This window comes from Runella sp. R0.1_18 (genome assembly GCF_057652155.1).
The window spans coordinates 325,367-345,210 of record NZ_JBYFCK010000006.1 but is presented as its reverse complement, the minus strand read 5'-3'; the positions used below and the strand labels follow the sequence as shown (position 1 = coordinate 345,210).

Here is a 19,844-nt window from a genome sequence, read left to right as displayed (position 1 = left end):
CATGAACTTGTTATGGTCTTTTCTCATAAGAACGTAGCAAAGCTATCCTACTTAGAGCAAAGCTGGCTAATCACGTTGTATGCTTCTGCATAGCCATATTCCCCCGATTTGCTAAAGTCGTAGCAAGCTTCATTTTTATCAAGAAGCGAAAATTTAATAACTCCTCTCAAGAAAAAGGCTTCGGCGTGGCGTGGGGCTAGTTTAATCGCACTGCTGCAATCCACCAATGCTCCTTTTTGGTCACCTAAAGATGACTTTACCACCGCCCGAATGAAATAGCTATCGGCATTGGTAGGTTCAATCTCAATGGCCTTGTCTAAGTCGGCAACCGCAGATTTTCCTTCCCCGATTGTATTTTTGGCAATTCCTCTTGACAAATAAACCTCTGGACGGCCTGGTGATAAGTCTTTGGGTTGGGTGTATTTTGTGACAATTACGTCCAACAATTTGATGGTATTTTCCGTAATTAAGGTGTTATAATAGGGCAACGTATTGGCCGAAGCACCGTTGATTTCGATGGCTAAGTTATAATCAGCCACGGCATCTTTGGGTTGCCCAAGTTTTACTTTACAAACCCCTCTCCCATAATAGGCCATATAATTTTGTGGGTTGATTCGCACCGATTCGTTAAAGTCGGTCAGTGCTTCCGCAAACTTACCCATTTTACTACGCGCCAATCCGCGGTAATAAAACGATTCAGAGTCGTTGGGGTTCAGTTGAATGGCTTTAGACAAGTCAGTAACAGCGCCATTCAAGTCGTTCATGTTTGTACGCGCATTTCCCCGACCCGCATAGGCCCCGTTGTAACCCAAATCAATGGCTTTGGTAAAATCTGTAATACTTCCTTTGTAATCTTTAACTCCAATTTTGCACTGCCCGCGACTGTACCACGCTTGGGCGTTATTGGGTTCTAATGCCAGACCCTTGTCAAAGTCTTGCATAGCGCGACGTTGGTCTTCCATTTTAAACCAAATTTGGCCGCGTTGAAGCAATGCTTTTGCCTCGTTGGGATTGAGCTCAATGGCGGAGTTAAAATCGCGCAGTGCCCCCCCCAAATCGTCTTGAATAACTCGGCACATTCCTCGGTACAAAAAGGCTTTGGCATCTTTGGAAGTAATACCAATGGCCTCATCATAATCACGCATGGCGCCACGGTAGTCTTTTAGGGAAACCTTTAGCAGACCTCGTTGGTAGTAGCTCGGCGCGTGATCGGGATTGCTCTGAATGGCAGAGGTATAGGCTAACATCGCGCCCGATACGTCGCCTTTGGTCTGCTTCGTAAGCCCTTCTTCGTAATAGGTTTCCGCAGAGTTTTGGGCAAAAGTGATATGACACGAGAATAATATACCCAAAATAGGTAGTAGAGTTTTTCTCATAATTTAGCGGTTAGGATAGAAAGTACAATAATACGTCAATCGAGGTATTTTTTGCAACATAACCGACATAAATATTATCAATTTATGTCGGTTACAATTTTCGCAGGTAGGTTTTGAGTACGTCGGAGTTTGGGCTATTATTTCGGAATAAAAATTGCAAAAATGGTAGCTGGGTCGTTGTGCGAACAACAATGTCTTCCAACGGTACTTCTGGAACTCCCAATAAATCAGCGACTTCCTTACCCAACAAGAAGCGCATCTGGGCTATCGGAAAGTTCTGTAATTGTTTTGCAGGCACCTGATTTTGAAGCACTTTCGTGAGGGCTTGGGTCAGCCCTTTCCCCGCCGCTGATGGCTTAAATTGACGGCGATAAATGGCCCTATCTAGGTGGTATGCCTCGCGTAAATCGACGGGTAAAAGGCGCTCATTTACTCCAAGTAGGTACCCAATTATATCCCAAAAGTGCAAATACGATTCCTCCTCATTTGTTTGCGTCTTTACGTTCATTTTTCGCAACCCGCGGACAACAATATACGAAAAGGCGAGGTTTGTCCCTGCCATGTCTTCTTGGTTGATGGGAAGCCCCCAAGCCGAATCCCACTGGGCATACTGGCTGGTAAAATACCGAACTACGGCGTGCATCAGCCTTATTTTAAGTACTTTTATCACGTTACGACCATTGCGCCAATCCCGCTCTTGCATGATTTCAAACACAAATTCGCCCGTTTCTTCTAGCCGTTTGTAGGTGTCTTTTTTGATTCGTTCGGTCAGCCAAAGCACCTGTGCTCCATTGGCTGCGGCATAGCAATACGGCAGTGAATAGCAGCCCAATAATAGCGCTATCTCGGTTTCATGCTTCCAAAAGAAAGCCATGCCTTGCGCCATTTTTTGGGGATCTGTCCAGGAAGGTAAATGGCCCTGCTGTTCAAAAAAATGAACGACTTCGGGAAGCTGTTGGGAGAGCGACATATTTTTTAAGTCGCCCAAGAAACGCATAAAAACAGTTAACCCCTCTCGGCCTGTTTGCTGGGCTACTGCCGCTACCAATGCGTCGGCGGCGGGGTCGCCCAGTTGGCGAAAAGGGGTCAACAAAGTATCGTCAAAAATTCGCGTTTGTGCAGGTCTCATGACCTTGAAACCATTTAAACAATAAAAGGTTTAATAACGCGCGCGTTTTGTTTTTTAAGTTCGATAAAAAGACGATTAAGCATTTCTTCGTCGCGGTAAATTCCAATTATCGAGCCACCCGAACCCGTAAACGACGCCGAAGCCCCGCAAGCGCGAGCGGTGTCAATAAGCGCTTGGTTTCGGTCGGTGATGGTCATGATTTGGGTGCGATAGTCGAAATTCTGGTTTATCAGCTCTCCTAATCGTTTGAAATCTTGGTTTTTGATGACGTCACAGCCTTGTTCAGCTACCCCAGCAATGTTTTGCAACGTTCCGACCACGTGCGGGTCGCCTTGCTCCCACCGCTCGCGGATGGTGTTCAGTACTTTTCCCGACACTTTGCTAAGGTCAGTTTTATAAGCAATGTACAATTTGGGCAACATCCGAGGATCAAGAGGCTCGTAGTAGCCGTACCCTTGTTTTTCAATCAAATCCCGCGAAAAATCCATGTAAACGCAGCCTTCGTAGCACTGAATCACGCGGTCTTGTAAACCTGCCGTAATGCCCAATTCTTCCACTTCCGATTTGAGGGCCAAGGTCGGCAACATCGGCTGCGGAATTTCGACTTTGTAAAACTGCATCAACGCCCGAAGCGTAGCCACCACAATAGCGCTCGACCCAGCCAATCCCACTTGTCGGGGAATGGTCGTACGGTAACGAACGGTAAAGTTTTTATTGGAAAGTTTAATCCCTTCTTTGTCGCAATACTCAACAAACTTTTTAATGGACGCTTTCACCAACGGAACACCTCCGTGGTAGCCAAGCGTGCTTATCGTATCACGAAGGTGAAAGATGTTTTTATAAATGTGGGTATCCTGAACTTGGGGTTCAATCTGTAGCTCAGGCGATTCGTACAGCGTAATAGAGGCGCCAAAATTGCGTACCGAAATCGAAATTGTTTTCCCAAAATAACCATCGGAAGGATTTCCTAGAAGCCCAGCACGGGCATAAGCACGAGTTTCAATCATTTTTTGTGTGTCTGTCACGCCGTAAGCGACTTTCGCTCTCAGCAACCGCAAATTAACAACAAAAAAGCGAAGGCTGCTACCTTCGCTTTCTCATCTTGTGCATAGAATTAATCAGTTTTTCTTTTTTGTGGTAATAATAACCACCCCATTCTTCCCTTTATCACCATACGTCGCCGTTGCCGATTCATTTTTGAGCACCGAAATATTGTCAATTTCGCTGGGGTTTATCTTCTTTTCAAGTTCATCATACGTTATTTCCTTCCCATCAAGTATATAAAGCGGCTGTTCTTTAAAAGGACTTCCCTTTCCATTAAAAATAATTTTTACGGGGCCCTCGGTAAAAGTTGGATTGGCGGCAGCTTTCTCCAGCTCAAATCCAATCGGTAATTGATACGACATCGCGACGGGGTTGCCGTTTTGTTTCGCAGGTGTCCAGTTTGGCATAATACCCATGATGCGCATCGCTTCTTCATCACACCCAAAACCTATTCCCTTCACAACGCGCGGCTCTTTCACCACCCCGTTTTCATCAATCGTAAATTCAAGAAATACTTTCCCTGACACATGAGCCCGCCGCGCAGCTGCGGGGTATTTTAGGTTATTTGCTAAAAACTCGCTCAATCCTCTCGTTCCCCCTGGAAACTCAGGATGTTGTTCTGCCACTGTAAATATCGTCCCCTCTTTCGACATCGTAGGAGCCGTACGGCCACTTTCGACGCTTCGCCCGCCTCCATTCTTGGCTGGAATCGGCTCACCCACCACAGTAATACCTTTTAGCTCAGCGACTTCTGGAATCATCACAACATTTTGCTCACCTTGCAAAGCATCTATCACCTGCATTTTGAATCCGATAAAAGAAAAAGCCAACTGTCGTCCACGGGCAACGTTTATCGCGTAATTTCCCTTAGCATCAGTAATAGTGCCCCTTTGTAAATTTACTACGACGACATTGACGCCAGCGAGTCCTTTACCATCAGCTGTTACTACTTTTCCTTTGACCACCATATCTTCACCTGTACTTACCGACGTTTGTACTGGGGTAGCGCTACGAGCCGCCACCAATACCACCAAAGCAACCACAACGGGTACAACCATTAAATAACGGCCCAATACCCATTTTGAACTACGTTTTTTTGTCAACATGGCAATTCTACTTTTTAATTGTTTTACGTCAAAAAAATTATTTGTTAATGTCTGTGGCGATACCCCTAGTGCGTAGCCAGCTAACGTGTAAGCATAACTTAGACGATCACCGTTGGTCGCGTTTTCATCGGCTATAAATTCATGGATTTCTTTGAGCGAGCGCTTATAGAAAATCAAAATTGGATTAAACCATAAAAGCGCCTGAACCACTTCGACCCATAGCAAATCCCAACTATGGCGCTGTTGTATATGCACAAGCTCATGGCTTACAACCACTTGCCCGTAAACGCTGGCATCTTTTTGGTTTAATACTAAGTAATTAAAGAAAGAAAAAGAGCTCATTGACGAGTCATCGACTGTCACAAGTACACAATCTTCAAAAGGTTGGTGTTCACCTGCGCGAACCAGTTTGAAAACTTGAGACAGTCGCCAAATCAATCGGCCTAACATGAAAAAAACACCGACTAAATATGCCATTGCAAGGCCCTCTTCGAGGGTAAAAAGTGGTGGTTTTTCAACCTGAACGACACCTCCAGTTACGGCTCCTAGCGCCATTACCCGCATCGGTACTTGCTCGTGCGCTGCTTCGGGAAGCACCACCCAAGGCGCGAGACAAGAGAGCCCAATTGCCAGTAACAAATAGATACGGTTTGCGGTGAAATAGGTATGCTTACGCAGCAAACCCCAATATAAGGCATAGAACAACACTAGCCCAAAGCTGACTTTGAGGAGATAATGAAAGAATAACATGGCTTAGGTTAAGTTAGAAATAGTATGGTGTTTTGAACTTCCCGAAAGTTTTACCTTTCGGGAAGTTACGAGCTTGAAGCGACGCGGTTGCCGCCAACAGAAGAAGGCTTATGCCTGTAGAATGCGATTACTTACCGCCTTCCTGAAGCAACTTAATAATTTCATCGGCGTCCTGAACACTTAGGTCTTTGTCTTGAACAAAATACGACACTAAGTCTTTCACTGAGCCACTGAAGTAATTGGACATCAATTTATTAGCTTCATAGGCACGATAATCTTCCTTTGAAATAATTGGAAAATACTCGTACGTCTTACCACTAATCGGGCGGTGTGCAATGAAACCCTTTTGTTCCAAAATTCGGATAAAGGTAGAGATGGTATTGTACGCTGGTTTTGGCGTCGGAAAACGCTCCAGTACATTCCATACTACGCCTTTGCCCAAATCCCATAGGATTTGCATTACTTGTTCTTCGGCTTTGGTCAACTCTCTCATAGTTCTCAAAAAGTAGGTTAAAAAATAAAATAATAGACAAATATAAACTATCCGTGTAGTTTTTGCAATTAAATTTTTATTAAAAATTTAGGTTGTGCAAAAAACATTCATTTTAGCGCATTTATTTACGTTTCGGACCTCTGAGGGCAACAACCGCTATTTCAACGCTTGCGCCTCCTGGAAGGTTATTGACTCCTACGGTGGTGCGGGCAGGGAAATTTCCATTAAAATATTTTCCATAAATATCATTTATTTTTTGGAAGTATGCTACATCCTTTAAATAAATAGTTGTATTGACGATATCGTCCATTGTTAAACCTGCCGCCAGCAATATCGCTTTGATATTTTCCATGACCTGTGTCGCCTCTGCTTCGAAGCCTCCCGGTACCAGTTGACGAGTTTGTGGGTTCAGTCCTATTTGTCCTGCAACAAAAATTAGCCCGTTGGCTTCTACTGCTTGGCTGTAGGGAGCAATCGGGACTGGCGCTTGGTCAGTTTTAATAATTTTTTTCTGAGCAAAAATGCTCAAACTACTCAAAAACAAAGCAAAAATAAGGGTAAGGGTCTTCATAAACTTGGATTTATAATACATTCTGTCGATAATATACGGCAGACTACTAATTTTGCTTTCCAAATTCTGTTTTTTTTTACTAAAAACCAATTTTATGAGCTTACAAACGCTTACTGAGAAAGTAAAAACACTGGTTGGCACCGACAGTGGCCTTGGCGCGAGCTTCAAATTCGTCACAGATGAAGGTGTTGTCTTTGTTGACACCAAGCAAGTTCCGAACATCGTCTCAAACGAAGACTTAGAAACCGACTGTGCTATGGAAATCACTACTAAAAATGCTTTGGACCTTATTAATGGCGACCTTAATCCAATGATGGGTTACATGATGGGTAAGTTCAAAATTAAAGGTGATATGGCCGTAGCAATGAAAATTGCACAAACTTTCGGTAGCTAAACTAAAAAAGCGGGCTTGGTATGCCAAGCCCGCTTTTTTAAGTTTGAATAAAACTACTCTTTGTCATTCTTGCTACTCTGTACTTCCGAACGTATTGTTTGGGCCAAATTCTTCAACTCCTGCATTCCTTTACGGACGCGTGTTCCAGCTGCCTGGTTTCCCTTGCTGTAGAATTTATCAAAGTCAGCTTCAAGGCTTAACACGAGATTCTTGACTTCATCAAATCTTGCCATAATAATTTACGGTTTTTGGTTTTATAAAGTGTCCTAAACGCCTAAAACAGCGTGTTTTGGCCGAAATTTAGTAATTCTAACCTGAAACGCAACAGAAAAAATGAAAAAACTAATAAAAATAATGCAATTTCTTAGTCACAAAAAAGTGCAATACACATAATCACCTCAATAACAACAAGTTACACAATATCATGGATTTACTTAATTTTAAACCTTTTTCATCAAAAACGCCCTAATTCGCTCAAAAAGGCACATTTCTGAAATTAACGTGGGAAGGATGATTCTTGTTTTACCCGCATTGCTTGGTTGAGGTGACGTTGGTGGTGTGCCACCACAAACAGAAAAACATCACCCAGGCGAAACTTGAGCAAAGTTGTAAAAGGAGAAATAATTTTTTGATTCCAATCGACACCTTCGGAGCTTTCAATGCTATTTTCTAAATCCTGTAGAATCATAAAGTACCTTTCCAAAACTTTTGGCGCATCCAAATGATACGGTTTTGGTTTGAACATCGCAGGTGAAGGAATTTTTCGCGGGGAAGCAGGATCCACAAAACCAAGCATCATTTTGCCGTTGAAACTCATTTCAAAGTCCGTAGCAGTAGAGCGGATAGGTGATTGTGAAAACTTTAGTTTCAATTGGTTTGTATAATATTGGCTGGCCGCATTGAGATGCACCAAACATTCCAAAATTCCCCAACGCTCGGGAGCGGGTTTCCAGAGCAGTTGCGCCTCTGAAAGCGTTTTAAAATCTTGCTCAACGGTTTGACGAATATGCTGGATATCCTTCAAAAGTTGTTGTCTTGTCTCCGCAATGTTCATTTTAGCTCAATTGTTCACGCGTTTTTTTGGGCAACGACGCCACTACGAGTTCGTATGAATGATCAATCCAATCGCGGATGAGGGTATCTTTGACCGAGCCATCCACAACCACGGTATTCCAGTGTTTTTTATTCATGTGAAAACCTGGACGCACACAATCGTACTCTTCACGAAGCTGAAGGGCGCGTTCGGGATCACATTTAAGATTGATGCTCAAAGGGCTTGAATCAAGCGAGCTGAGTGCAAATATTTTTCCCACTACTTTATAAACCAGCGTTTCTTCTCCAAACGGGAACTCTTCTGTCACGCCAGCTTTCGATAAACAATACGCTTGTAAGGTCTCAATGTTCATTCCTAAACTATCTTGTAAAAAAGCGATACAACATCACGCCAAGACATAACAAGAACATGACGATGGAAATACGATTGATACCGTGCATCACGCGGAGGGAAGCCGTAGTGGGCTTTGATGGGTCTGGTTTTTGAAATACCCGCAGAAAGTATCCGAATACTTCTCCCAACTGCAAAAATTCAACAATTTTTTTCATTTCAGTACTGTATTAAGTTAACTCCAACGCTTCGGGTTCAAACCATTTGGCGTCTTCTTTGATTAAATTAATCAATTCATCGACTGCTGCCGCCGCAGATACCGATTTCTTGACTACTTGTTGTCCACGGTACAAGGCAATTTTATCTTTTCCAATACCTACATATCCATAATCAGCATCGGCCATTTCTCCTGGGCCATTGACGATACAGCCCATGATACCAATTTTTACTCCTTTGAGGTGATCGGTACGTTTGCGAATCATGGCCGTTGTTTCTTGCAAATCAAACAGCGTTCGTCCGCACGACGGACACGAAATGTATTCCGTTTTTGACATCCGAGTACGGGCCGCTTGAAGAATGCCAAAGCCAATGCTGTTTTGTTGTTTTGCTAGTGCCAAATCCGTTTGTACGGCACTGAGCATGATTCCGTCCCCGATTCCGTCCACCAACAATCCTCCACAATCAGTAGCGGCAAAAAGCGAAAGTTCGTCAAAATCGTTTCCTGAATAAGTCCGTTGGATAATGACAGGAATAGTCAAGTTCTTATCCATTAAATCAATCATAAAGCGACGCATTTCGGGCATAGCGTGCGCATTTTGACTTTCTAGTACCAAAACAACTGGCGCATTTCCAAGCGTTTCGGCTGACAATGGCGTACTTGTATCCACCTTCACAAAATTCAAGATAGAACTTTGTTCTTCGGCAACAATAAACTCATCAAGCGTAAACAAAGGGAACTTATGTTCGCGGTCGGACTGGGTTTTCCACGTTTCGTAATCCATGATTTCTTTCAATCCCATGGGCAACATAAACGGCACAGGACGCACTCCTGAGTAGATAAAATCAGCGCCAAGGTCATTCATTTTCCACTTATCGGGAACGGGCAAGTAAAAATGACCAATGCTGCGCAAGTCTTCATATTGTTCAACCGCAATTTGTGAAAAATCTGCAATCACCCGTGGCACGTTTCCGCCCCCGAAATTATAGACTTCCTGCGTTTTGCGGCGGCTGTATTGAAAAGGATTGATGGGTGAAACTGCCAAAGGCGCGATTGGTTTGCTTACTTGCGCCCGTTGCGTATATCGGTCAATGAGCGATTTTGCCACAGGGGCTTCAAACTCTGGGTCTTCAGTCAGCGACACCCGCACGGTATCTCCTAGCCCATCTTCAAGCAACGTACCAATACCAACGGCTGATTTTATACGACCATCTTCGCCTTCACCTGCTTCAGTCACACCCAAATGTAACGGATACGGTTTTAAACCTTCGACATCAAGTCGGTGTACAAGTAACCGATACGCTTCAACCATCACCAGCGGATTACTCGACTTCATCGAAAGCACCACTTGGTCGTAATTAAACTCTTCACAAATGCGTAAAAATTCTAACGCCGACTCCACCATTCCCAACGGTGAATCTCCGTAGCGGCTCATGATACGATCAGACAACGAACCGTGGTTGGTTCCAATCCGCATGGCCGTCCCGTACTCTTTACAAATATTTATTAATGGTATAAATTTTTCACGAATACGCTCAAGTTCACGCTGGTATTCATCTTCGGTATAGTCGATGATTTCAAAGCGTTTTTTATCGGCATAATTTCCTGGATTGATGCGCACTTTTTCAACAATCCGCGCCGCTAGTTCGGCGGCATTGGGCGTAAAGTGAATATCGGCAACGAGTGGCACGTCGTAGCCCCGCGCGCGCAAACCTTTACGAATATTTTCTAAGTTTTGGGCTTCTTTTACACTCGGAGCAGTGATACGGACATACTCACAACCCGACTCTACCATCCGAATCACCTGCTCAATCGAGCCTTCGGTGTTCATGGTATCGACAGTAGTCATGGACTGAACCCGAATTGGGTAGTCAGAGCCCATGGGCACCCCCCCAATATTGACGGTGATGGTTTTACGGCGAGAATACTCGGTCAACGAGTTAGCATATTGATACGACTTAATCGCGTCTTGAAGCGATACGGTGTCGTTGATGATTGTCATAAGCAAGAGTACATTTTGCAGTGAGCGATAAGCCTCACCCGTTTAACGCGACAAAATTACTGATAAAACCCCAAAGAAGCAGGGATTGTTTTTATCCCAACACCGAAAGCATGGTTTGGCATTTCATTTCGGTTTCTTGCCATTCCTTTTCAGGCTCCGAATCTTCTGTGATTCCGCCGCCTGCGTAAAGCGTCGCCACGTTGTTTTGGATTTTCATACAACGTAAATTCACAAAAAGATGCGTTTCGTTACCGACGTTTACGGGGCCCAAATAGCCACTGTAAAACTCGCGGTCGTAGCCTTCATATTGTTGGATAAAAGAGAGCGCTTCTATTCTGGGCATTCCACATACGGCCGAAGTTGGGTGTAGAAGCTCCAACATCACCGTTCCTAGTTCGGGGAAATTAATGGCTTTGGTATCCACTACAAAATCACTGCGAAGGTGCATCAAATTTCCTGCGACAACCGTCTTGGGTCCTTCCTCCAAGTATTCACGAACCCGAATTTTTTTGAAACACGAAATAATGTATCGCCCCACCAAGGCTTGTTCTTCAATTTCTTTCTGGGTCCAAGCTGCTTTTTTGACAGAAATCGGCGCTCCCGAAGCATCAAACGCCGACTGCGTACCCGCCAACGATATCGTCCGAAAAATGCCTTCTTTATCGACACTCACCAACGTTTCAGGCGTGGCTCCTAACCAAACTTGGTCGAGTTGCGGCAAATACACCATTGACACAAAAGCAGTTGGATACTTCTCGCACAGGCGTTCAAAGACTTCCGTTAGTGAAAAATCAGCCGCCAATTCAACCTGTTTTATCCGTGAAAAAACTACTTTTTTGAATTGCCCTGCTTCGATGGCCTCGACTGCTTTTTTAATGGCATCCAAGTAAGCTGTATCTGGTAATTCCGACTGACGCGTATCTTCAGAATTTATGCCCAATGAAGGCGTGTTCGTTATACGATTTCGATAATAATTGTACCACTTTTCACGATTTGGAGCCAGTAAATGGGCACTTTCTTGTTCAGATGCCACTGAACCATATTCGTCAAAACGAAAGTATAAATCGGCTTCAATGAAAAAAGCATCATCCCCTTCCATGTTCAGGAACGGACTTATTGCAAAGCCTGCGGGAAGTTCATCGAGCGTTATCCGCGTGCGCGGGAGCTCTGACCCAAAATTAACAATGAGGTGCTTGTCTTTCTGGTGTGGAAGCCGCCACAGCGCCGCCGCAAACCCCAATTCTCGGGTACTTTGCCACGCAGAAAGTGGATGTAAGCTGTGATCAAAAAGGGAAAAAGCCCCTGTTGTTTTTAGTTTGTCTGACATCATACTCACCTAACACTTTTTAAAGTAAAAGTGTGCCTTATTTTGGGCAAAAACATTTACTTATAAAAGTGCAAAGGAGCACAATTTGTTCGACAAAAGGGCACTTTTTGTGGCGAAGTTTGGGGACATCTTTCACTAATTACCACAAAAAGACCGATCTACGTACGTTTTATTGCCATTTGAGTTGATGTAATAGCAGCCTCCCCTCGGCCCCACCAGCAAGGGCTTTCCGTTGTAAGTTCTAACGGTCGCTTCCACGTCAAAACCTGCGTTTGCAACATCAAACTTTTTGTTTTTTAGCACAATCTGCAAGGGCATAGGAAGGCTACTTAGGAAATCTACCCCCGTGACTGACGACTCAATGTCCTTGATGGTAGTGACGTATTTTAACCAGCTGACATCTTGATTTGCTTCGTTTGTATTGGGGAAATTAGCCGCAATGACCGTCGAATTTGTGGTTATTGACCCCTGTTCAGGATAAAAAACCACAATACCCGCGATAATCACTGCCTTGTAACCCGTTTTGACCACATTTCGGCAATACTCTTCCAAATAAGCCCAAGGTTCGCGGTTGAGTACACTGTTGACTACTATATAATATAGAAACGTAATGGTGGAACTAGAATCCTTAAAAAAGGCGACTTCAACGCATAACAAATAGTCGTATAGGTAAGGGTAGTGGCTTAGAAGCAAAAAGACCTACCATTTTGGGGGCAGGTCAGTCATAAAAAACACTTTGTGGAGTCGGCGGAGTCGAGTTTGCATCCAGAACAAGAAGACATTACGCCTTGTGCACGCTTAGTTTTGAACTTTGGTGCGTGTTAATAGCTAATCATCATAATGTCCCCTCAACGACAGAATCACAATTTTATCAGCGGTTACTTCATATACCATTCGGTTTCCGTCGTCGATTCTACGTGACCAACAACCACTTAAATTACCTCGTAAAGGTTCTGGTTTTCCTATCCCCTCAAAAGGTGTACGCCTTACTTCATTAATCAGCCTCACAATACGTTGGTAGGCTTTACGGTCTTGGACTACCCAATGAGATAATTCTTCAAATGACTCTTGTTTGAATTCAACACTTCTCATTCTTTAACCTTCTTATATTTTTCTATATCAGTAGGCTCTTCTTTGAGAAGTTTACTTGCTATATCATCAAAACTATCTCCTTCAAATAGATACGATATGGAACTATTTTGACGCTCTTGAATCTTTTTCTCAAATTCAGTTTCGGTCATTTTACTCAACGATTCAGCTTTTAAATTTAACGTAAGTCGCTTTCCTTTAAAGGCAGCTTTGATAGATTTAAAAAACTTATAGTCTAATTCGCTTTCGTCTAAATGATAAGTCGCTTCCATACGAAATCAATTTTAATCAAACCATAGAATCAACTACATTAACAGTCTATTAAAAAAACCGCTAAATCAAAATGGTTTGCCATTGCAATGATTTAGCGGCTTTTGTGGAGTCGGCGGGAATTGAACACCCTACCCCAAATGCCTCTTAATGACTGTGTTAAGCTCTTAGCTTAACAGTGTGCCACCGACGTTTAGCCCGAATGGGCGAAAAAAAAGCTAGGCTGCTGGAGCCAAAACTTTTTCTTCACGAAGCTCTGCCGTAGCAGGATGCTCGCGTTTAACGCCAGTCGCGATGGCACACTTATACTTTCCCAGTTGCCCTTTCAACATCTCAATCATATACCGTTGGTCAGATATGACGCTATCTTTTTGGAGGAGAAGCTTCTCAAACTTCTCCTCCAATAGCCGTAGATATTCCTGAAGATAGGTATCTGCTTTAACTTCTATCGGGGCAGGGGCAACATCCACAAACATTTCACCTTTACCCTCTAAAAGCCATTCACGATTTACTTGAGGGTAAACCTTTAGAATTGAATCTAGTAATGCAAGTCTAGGTGTTGTGTTTCCTGTTACAGTATTAAATATAGCATTCTGAGAAACACCCACCGACTTGGCAAAAGAAGTCTGATTTAGATTCATTTTGAAAATCAGCTCTTTTATCCGTGAGCCTATTTCATTACTCGCCGTTTCTTTCATATTTTTCGTAGTTTTACGTTGTAGTGTGTATGTCAAAATGAAAAAGGTTATTCTGTTATCCTATTTATAAAAGACTTAATAGAAGGAAATTGAGACAGGATATAGAGGCATAAAAAGGCTAAAAGCCAATTGACAATATTTCCTATTACTTCATGGTCTGAGAATTCTCGAAACCACTTCCATCCACCTTTTAACTGTTGTTTTATGAGTTTAGGTTTTATTTTATACTCACTTCTTTGTTCTACTTTTGGATATTGGTTTGCGGTCTTTTGGAATCGGGAGAGATGGCGCAAAGGCAAATCTTGATTTTTTACCTCAGATTTGGAGTTTTGATTTTCATTAAGGTATTTTTTCCAGCCTCCCCTTCTGAAAACTTCTACTCCTTTAGGAGTTAGAGCGATGGCTTTTTCAGACTGCCCACGACCTTGGCATCTTTTTGCTACCCCATGTTTATACATCTTATCACGAACTAGCATTTCCATCGTTGGGTCGTAATAATGTTTTTCTTCGATGTAACAAAAGTCAGGTACTTGTAAGCAGCCACCTTCAAAATCAGTATTAAGGCGCATTAGAATATGCTCAATAATATCATCAACAGTAGTAACATCTTTGATATATTCAAATGCCATATATCTCTATTTTTTTAAAGTAGCCACATAGCAATAATGCTTTCCCAATTTTCTTGCTATACATAATTCAGGCAGATATTTTATTATGATTAAGCATTATCAATCCTGATTTCAATTTTTAGTCGATTATAGTGAATGTCGTTTGCGTCATAATCATCTATTGACGCCGATACATTTTTCCCTGAGTCCATAGCCTCAGATACTTCTTTTGAGTATTCACTTGGGACATATCCTAAAAAATGATTGTTCCAAAGAATTTTTGTCGCTGTAGCTCCATGTGGATTAAGTGGCTCACGTTCTAAATCAAGCAGTTCCCCCCAAGGTTCTTTTAGCATATCTTTCACCGCTTTTTTCTTGGCATCATGGTATTGAAGACCTGCTACGGTTGTCTTTATGATAACTGGGTCAATGATATTTATGGTCTGATTTGGGTAGTGAGTATCAAAGAATGGTTTCAGGTTCTTTATTTCATACTCACTTAGACTTATTGGAAGCCCTGCATCAATTTTTAGCTTCAATCTTTCAAACTGACGTTGATAGACCCATTGCATTGTGCCAGTAATTGATTGCTCATCTATTTTAGATTCTTGAATTGGTTGAGTAGATAGGTTATTGATTGGTTCGTTAGATTTCTTTTGCCAAAATTTTGGCTTACCAACAGCCCACCAAAGAACTAAGGCCCATATTGAAAATGTAATAACTCCTATAAAAAACATCCCTTTGGTAAATATTTCTGGCAATGACCCAAGCACACCTATACCCGCCACAATTGCCAGTATAAATTTTAGGGCTTTCCCACTACACCCCCATTCAAATTTTGTCTTCACAAACCGACCCTTATGGTCTCTTTTTCTTTTCATAATGTTTAATTTATAGTAAAATGTTTTATTCGCTAAACCAGATATCGTTAATCTATTGCTTTGCAAAAAAAGCTCAACTATTTGATTTTCAGAACAAAACAGATTTTTTAAAAAAAATATTTACACATAATTCTATTTTTTATAGAATTATCTATTATTATTGTAACACAATCTGATACAAATATTGTATCAAAAAGTGTAAAAACCAATACCGTTAACTCAATGGCCTCACTAAAAGAACACGCTCGTCACCTTGCAAGGCACAACCCCGCTCGTTTCAACGAGTTTGAAGTGGCGCTTGTCAAGGCTGGTTTATACCAGTATTACCGTCGCGGCCCAGGAATGCACGAAGACTACAATATCTCCAAAATGCGCGCTGGGCTGATGCCTATCATCAAAGAGTACTTCCCCTTCGAGGACTGGCATTTTACATCCAATACCCTGCCTGAGCTTTCAGAGTATAACCAAACCGCCTAAAACCATGCCACAAGAAGCGCGATTTTGGCTCGAAGCCGTCCTGTTTTTCGCCATCATTTTCGTGCCACCTACTTTGGTAGTCATGTGGCTGATTCGTAAACTCAACAAAAACGTAAAATGATACTCCTGTATGTTATAGCCTGCCTTCTTACGGGTGTTGGTGTGATGACGCTGCGCTCAATAAACGACGATATTACTCAGTTACGAAAGCGATTGAATCCCTAGAAAGTGCTACCATTTTACCCTACATAATATAAATAATGAGTTACTGGAACCCACAATCTACCCTGCTATATACAAATGCCCTTTTGGGCAAAGACGAAGAGTGAGAAAGCCCGAAGGAGGCCCCAATTTGGGTAAGTCCTCTCAGAGACCAGCGACAGGATAGCTAATGTGACCTGTGACAGAACGGAAAGGATAGAAATACGACGTTCACGGAGGGGTATGAAGCGTCTCTGGGGCTTTTTTTGTCAACTGAAACTAGTACAGAAAAATGAAAGCTTGGATTCAACAATCAAATACGCATTTCGACTATGTGGACATAGTAGAAGAGCCACGTCTCGACGGAGTCGCAAAAATAATACGCTTAGCACTGGGCGAAGTCAAAGACAATGGCGTACTGTGGGATATTTCGATTTTTGGACATGGGCATATCACCAGCTATACTAAGTTAGTGAATGCCATGAAGGCAGTAGAGTATTTAACACAACTTAACGATACTAACAATGTGCCTCCAATACACACCAAGTAAGGCCACAGCAAATCGTCTCGAAAAAGCGACAAAGCTGATGAATGAAATCTACAATGCACCTACTGATGAGCACTTGGCTCGGTGCAACATGAGGAACATCGAAACACAGCTTAGTTTGGCAGGAGTAGCATTGGGAACGTTTTTGGCAGATTTTTACCACGAGAAATTTGCGCCAGCTCTGGTAGTAGCTGAAGTATCGGCAGAGATAGTGGCAGAACAAAAATACATCTGCCAAGGCTGTGGAAGAACTTTCGATAATCCAAAAGCATTTCAAGGCCACGGCCAAAGCCGATGCCTGAAACGCCACAACAAATAATTACCTGCTGGACACTTTTAGGTGAAGGGTTATGAACGATTAGTTTAGGAAACAATCACTACTCTGCCAACAGCTTGTTGGTAAGAGTGTCCAGCAAAAACGCCCAAAGCGAGAGTAAAGGGAAAGTGGTGTGGGGAAGATGGTCATCCCGCAGACTCATTATCTGAGACCACTGGTTCGAGTCCAGTCACCACTTCAGGGTAGGACAGCCTACAAGCCTAAGTACCTACGGCGGAGTAACGCCCGCCGTGGGGAAAGGGGTATTTTTTCACATAAAAACACCAATCCCCCCTCTCCAAAAAGGAGAGGGGAAGGGGGTGAGGTTAAAAATGTATCGAAAAATCGACAATTCAGACGCTTTTGTAAGGTTTCTTACACGGTATCGTTCTCACAACGATTCGTGCCTATTACAGACGCACACGCGTAAAGTAAAAGGCCCCGATGGGACCCAACGCGAAATCTCCTATGAACGACGTTGTGGCCTTTTACCAGAGCAAATAAAGACTACATTTTACGTTATTCTACAGGAGTACGTAAAGGCTTACAACGAAATCGCGCTGTCGGCACCTGAAAAAGCGACAACGCTCCCAAGCCTCCTAACAAACAACGTCCGCCTCGCTGAAATGTGCGACTGTACCGACCGAACCATCAGAAACCACATACGTACTTTGACGGCTTTTAAGCTCATACAGACCAAATTCCGAGGCCGTTCGCACGATTTTGAATTGTGGATAAGTTCAGAAATCCTTTGGGAAGAAGCCGAATCGTCGAATTTGCGAACACGCTCAAAATCAGCACCTTCACTTAGCAACATGAAAACTTTTCCGCCTAGTAATATCTACGTAGAGTCAGAAGAAAACGAAAAAGGTAGAGCGGAAATGTTAAATTGTGGATACGGAGAGAACATCGACGGAGAGAGGGGTCGGACAGCCACCACAAAGCCCGAGAGAGAGGCTTCTGAGCCCTTCACAGAGAGAAGGGGGCTGGGGGGCGGCGCGGGGCCTGCCGATGAATTTGAAGGCTCTAGCGAGGAGATTCGCCAACTACGTGCCGACCGCGTAAAGGAAAAGCTCCCGCAGTTACCGCCGCGCTTAGAGAAATATTTCGCCGATATGCTCATGCAATTTTGGCTCTACGCTTGGAAAGTGCTCTATTCAAGCCGCGATTTTACCAAGCAACAGCAGGAAGCGGCACTAATCGCCATCTATTCAGACGTTTATCAAAAATTCGATACCGAAAGAACTGCCGAACAATGGGCTACTTTTCAAGCCCGTCAGCTAGAAAAACTCGACCGTGCCGCTCGTTACTACGATTACCATCCCGATGCTTACTTACCTGATCCTTACGCTGTTCATGTCAAAGGTCGTGGATATTTTGACGCCGAAAATACCCGTGGCTTTGCAGGTATAGAAGCTTGGCTTCAAAAAGACGAAGCCCTAGCCACCAAGCGCAAACGAGCTTATGAGGAAGAGCGTGAGAAAAAACAAAAACGCGGCGAAAGCCTTCTGCGTCAAGCTCGGCGCGATTTTGAAATGTTCAGGGCCGAACAACCCCTTCGTAAAGAGCTACTTGGTAAAGACCTCACAGGGATATGGAACTATTACCGACTCATATTCAATGGTTTGGGCAAGAAATGGGAGGCAAGATTTATGACTCAATTCTTAGAACAGCAAGCCAACGACTTTCAACCACCTGTCTATTTTAAGCCGAAACGCCAACGCCAAATGGCAAAAGGTCAAATCGTCGTCAATGTCGAAGACTGGATGACTTACGACGACGGATATTACTCATAGCAAACCAATTTATTCACCTAAACAATAGTTCAAAATGTCATCTCCTTACCTCATTCAAAAGCAAAAACAGAAGTCAAAGGCCACAAGAAAGCCACTCAACGACGAACAACGCGCCATGCAGCGCGAGAAAGCAAGCTGCTTCCTGACAGTCACTTTCTTCGATGGAAAAAAATGGTCGAAGTGGTCTAACGAGTGGCAGCAACCCAACAAAGGCTCCATCAATGTATGGATCAACGAAGCGCTACGGATTTGCGACGAGTACTTTAAAGGTAAAATATACGAGGCAGCCATCTTTGACACTCGCTACATCAAGCAGACCATTGCTTCCGAACGCCACCCTGACTGTAACAAAGTGTATCAATTTGAACGTGGGTCATGGCGACTTGTAAAACCTATCACTTGGTAAACTGTATGAAAAATGAATCGTATTATGGCGGAAAATCAGGCGATGGGCATTACCAGCAAATCATTAATTTGATTCCCCCACATTCTGCTTTTATAGAGCCTTTTGGTGGAAAGGTCGGTATTTTTAGACACAAAAAGCCTTCACATAAAACCTTTATAATTGAGCGCGATGCACGTTTGGAAGAGTATTACAAAAAGATTGGTGTCGAGCGTTGCCATCATTTAGACGCTTTCAAAAACCGACTCATCAAAACAGGTCCAGGAGCTTACTATATCATAGGCGATGCACTAGAAATACTAGATGACGCTTATTTATTATTCGACCGCATTGACCATTACCTGTACGTTGATCCTCCTTACCTCTTGAAATCTCGAAAAGACAATCGGCCAACGTACAAGTATGAACTAACAGATGAGGACCATCGTGATTTACTGGAAACGTTGAAAGGATTCAGCCAGTCCAAGATTGGTATTTCGACTTACCCAAACGAGCTTTATACTGACGCCCTTGCCGAACGTGATGGCTGGGACTTTGTAGAAATTTCGGCACAAACTAGGCATGGAAGAGTTATTGAAAATTTTTGGATGAACTATGCCATACCCAATGAGCTCCACGATTATCGGTACTTGGGCACCAACTACCGCGAACGGGAGGATATCACTAGAAAACAAAAACGTTGGCGTGACAAGTTCATAAAAATGCCGATGCTTGAGCGTCGTGCTATGATAGAAACTCTGTTGGCCACAATCGGCTAAAATACCG

The 19,844-nt window shown here is 43.2% G+C and carries 25 protein-coding genes and 1 tRNA gene; 8 read left to right on the top strand and 18 right to left on the bottom strand.

Going from position 1 to position 19,844, the window contains the following annotated elements; all coding sequences use genetic code 11:
• Positions 1-47: 47 nt before the first annotated feature.
• The 6 genes from AC23P2_RS13745 to AC23P2_RS13720 all read right to left on the bottom strand — a co-directional run bounded on the left by AC23P2_RS13745 (position 48) and on the right by AC23P2_RS13720 (position 6,469).
• Positions 48-1,376: a tetratricopeptide repeat protein gene (locus tag AC23P2_RS13745; protein WP_487773727.1), complete on the bottom strand. Its 1,329-nt coding sequence runs from the start codon at positions 1,374-1,376 to the stop codon at positions 48-50.
• A gap of 91 nt (positions 1,377-1,467) precedes the next feature.
• Positions 1,468-2,505 carry an oxygenase MpaB family protein gene (locus AC23P2_RS13740; RefSeq protein WP_487773726.1) on the bottom strand — a complete coding sequence of 346 codons (1,038 nt, stop codon included), beginning with the start codon at positions 2,503-2,505 and terminating at the stop codon, positions 1,468-1,470.
• Between the two features lie 14 nt (positions 2,506-2,519).
• A complete protein-coding gene (locus AC23P2_RS13735; protein WP_487773725.1) occupies positions 2,520-3,512 on the bottom strand; it encodes a mevalonate kinase family protein in 993 nt (330 codons plus the stop codon).
• 111 nt (positions 3,513-3,623) lie between these two features.
• Complete coding sequence (locus AC23P2_RS13730; protein ID WP_487773724.1) at positions 3,624-5,405, bottom strand: M56 family metallopeptidase; 1,782 nt, start codon at positions 5,403-5,405, stop codon at positions 3,624-3,626.
• 127 nt (positions 5,406-5,532) lie between these two features.
• The gene (locus AC23P2_RS13725) at positions 5,533-5,898 is read right to left on the bottom strand and encodes a BlaI/MecI/CopY family transcriptional regulator (protein ID WP_122931478.1); all 366 of its coding nucleotides are present in this window, start codon (positions 5,896-5,898) and stop codon (positions 5,533-5,535) included.
• Positions 5,899-6,019: 121 nt separating this feature from the next.
• The gene (locus AC23P2_RS13720; protein ID WP_487773723.1) at positions 6,020-6,469 is read right to left on the bottom strand and encodes a RidA family protein; all 450 of its coding nucleotides are present in this window, start codon (positions 6,467-6,469) and stop codon (positions 6,020-6,022) included.
• 94 nt (positions 6,470-6,563) lie between these two features.
• Between AC23P2_RS13720 and AC23P2_RS13715 the strand changes: the two genes are divergently transcribed.
• Positions 6,564-6,863: an SCP2 sterol-binding domain-containing protein gene (locus tag AC23P2_RS13715; RefSeq protein WP_487773722.1), complete on the top strand. Its 300-nt coding sequence runs from the start codon at positions 6,564-6,566 to the stop codon at positions 6,861-6,863.
• A 53-nt stretch (positions 6,864-6,916) separates the two neighbouring features.
• Here the strand turns inward: AC23P2_RS13715 and AC23P2_RS13710 are convergent, their stop codons facing one another.
• From AC23P2_RS13710 to AC23P2_RS13655, 12 genes are all read right to left on the bottom strand, one after another.
• The gene (locus tag AC23P2_RS13710) at positions 6,917-7,096 is read right to left on the bottom strand and encodes a histone H1 (RefSeq protein ID WP_122931480.1); all 180 of its coding nucleotides are present in this window, start codon (positions 7,094-7,096) and stop codon (positions 6,917-6,919) included.
• A 263-nt stretch (positions 7,097-7,359) separates the two neighbouring features.
• A complete protein-coding gene (locus tag AC23P2_RS13705) occupies positions 7,360-7,917 on the bottom strand; it encodes a DinB family protein (protein WP_487773721.1) in 558 nt (185 codons plus the stop codon).
• 1 nt (position 7,918) lies between these two features.
• A complete protein-coding gene (locus AC23P2_RS13700) occupies positions 7,919-8,269 on the bottom strand; it encodes an MmcQ/YjbR family DNA-binding protein (protein ID WP_487773720.1) in 351 nt (116 codons plus the stop codon).
• A gap of 7 nt (positions 8,270-8,276) precedes the next feature.
• On the bottom strand, positions 8,277-8,465 hold the full coding sequence (locus AC23P2_RS13695) for a DUF6728 family protein (protein ID WP_028523084.1): 189 nt from the start codon (positions 8,463-8,465) through the stop codon (positions 8,277-8,279).
• Between the two features lie 12 nt (positions 8,466-8,477).
• Positions 8,478-10,466 (bottom strand): (E)-4-hydroxy-3-methylbut-2-enyl-diphosphate synthase, encoded by a 1,989-nt coding sequence (ispG, locus tag AC23P2_RS13690; protein ID WP_487773719.1) that lies wholly within the window; start codon positions 10,464-10,466, stop codon positions 8,478-8,480.
• A gap of 91 nt (positions 10,467-10,557) precedes the next feature.
• Complete coding sequence (locus AC23P2_RS13685) at positions 10,558-11,796, bottom strand: chorismate-binding protein (RefSeq protein WP_487773718.1); 1,239 nt, start codon at positions 11,794-11,796, stop codon at positions 10,558-10,560.
• A 132-nt stretch (positions 11,797-11,928) separates the two neighbouring features.
• Positions 11,929-12,486: a hypothetical protein gene (locus tag AC23P2_RS13680; protein WP_487773717.1), complete on the bottom strand. Its 558-nt coding sequence runs from the start codon at positions 12,484-12,486 to the stop codon at positions 11,929-11,931.
• Between the two features lie 135 nt (positions 12,487-12,621).
• A complete protein-coding gene (locus tag AC23P2_RS13675; protein WP_487773716.1) occupies positions 12,622-12,885 on the bottom strand; it encodes a Txe/YoeB family addiction module toxin in 264 nt (87 codons plus the stop codon).
• Complete coding sequence (locus tag AC23P2_RS13670; protein ID WP_472487699.1) at positions 12,882-13,154, bottom strand: hypothetical protein; 273 nt, start codon at positions 13,152-13,154, stop codon at positions 12,882-12,884. Before AC23P2_RS13670 ends, AC23P2_RS13675 begins: the two co-directional genes overlap by 4 nt.
• Before the next feature lie 216 nt (positions 13,155-13,370).
• Complete coding sequence (locus AC23P2_RS13665) at positions 13,371-13,850, bottom strand: helix-turn-helix domain-containing protein (protein ID WP_487773715.1); 480 nt, start codon at positions 13,848-13,850, stop codon at positions 13,371-13,373.
• Positions 13,851-13,897: 47 nt separating this feature from the next.
• The gene (locus tag AC23P2_RS13660; protein ID WP_487773714.1) at positions 13,898-14,479 is read right to left on the bottom strand and encodes a hypothetical protein; all 582 of its coding nucleotides are present in this window, start codon (positions 14,477-14,479) and stop codon (positions 13,898-13,900) included.
• Between the two features lie 89 nt (positions 14,480-14,568).
• Positions 14,569-15,339 (bottom strand): HIRAN domain-containing protein, encoded by a 771-nt coding sequence (locus AC23P2_RS13655; RefSeq protein ID WP_487773713.1) that lies wholly within the window; start codon positions 15,337-15,339, stop codon positions 14,569-14,571.
• Between the two features lie 222 nt (positions 15,340-15,561).
• Between AC23P2_RS13655 and AC23P2_RS13650 the strand changes: the two genes are divergently transcribed.
• From AC23P2_RS13650 to AC23P2_RS13620, 7 genes are all read left to right on the top strand, one after another.
• Positions 15,562-15,816 (top strand): hypothetical protein, encoded by a 255-nt coding sequence (locus AC23P2_RS13650; RefSeq protein ID WP_487773712.1) that lies wholly within the window; start codon positions 15,562-15,564, stop codon positions 15,814-15,816.
• Positions 15,817-16,309: 493 nt separating this feature from the next.
• Positions 16,310-16,567 (top strand): hypothetical protein, encoded by a 258-nt coding sequence (locus AC23P2_RS13645; protein ID WP_487773711.1) that lies wholly within the window; start codon positions 16,310-16,312, stop codon positions 16,565-16,567.
• Between the two features lie 37 nt (positions 16,568-16,604).
• Positions 16,605-16,883 (top strand): hypothetical protein, encoded by a 279-nt coding sequence (locus AC23P2_RS13640; protein ID WP_487773710.1) that lies wholly within the window; start codon positions 16,605-16,607, stop codon positions 16,881-16,883.
• Between the two features lie 124 nt (positions 16,884-17,007).
• A tRNA-Met gene (locus AC23P2_RS13635) sits at positions 17,008-17,079 on the top strand.
• A 133-nt stretch (positions 17,080-17,212) separates the two neighbouring features.
• Positions 17,213-18,676, top strand: coding sequence for a hypothetical protein (locus AC23P2_RS13630; RefSeq protein WP_487773709.1), 1,464 nt, complete (start codon positions 17,213-17,215; stop codon positions 18,674-18,676).
• Between the two features lie 34 nt (positions 18,677-18,710).
• Positions 18,711-19,082 carry a hypothetical protein gene (locus tag AC23P2_RS13625; protein WP_487773708.1) on the top strand — a complete coding sequence of 124 codons (372 nt, stop codon included), beginning with the start codon at positions 18,711-18,713 and terminating at the stop codon, positions 19,080-19,082.
• Between the two features lie 5 nt (positions 19,083-19,087).
• Positions 19,088-19,837 carry a DNA adenine methylase gene (locus tag AC23P2_RS13620; protein WP_487773707.1) on the top strand — a complete coding sequence of 250 codons (750 nt, stop codon included), beginning with the start codon at positions 19,088-19,090 and terminating at the stop codon, positions 19,835-19,837.
• Positions 19,838-19,844: the final 7 nt, after the last annotated feature.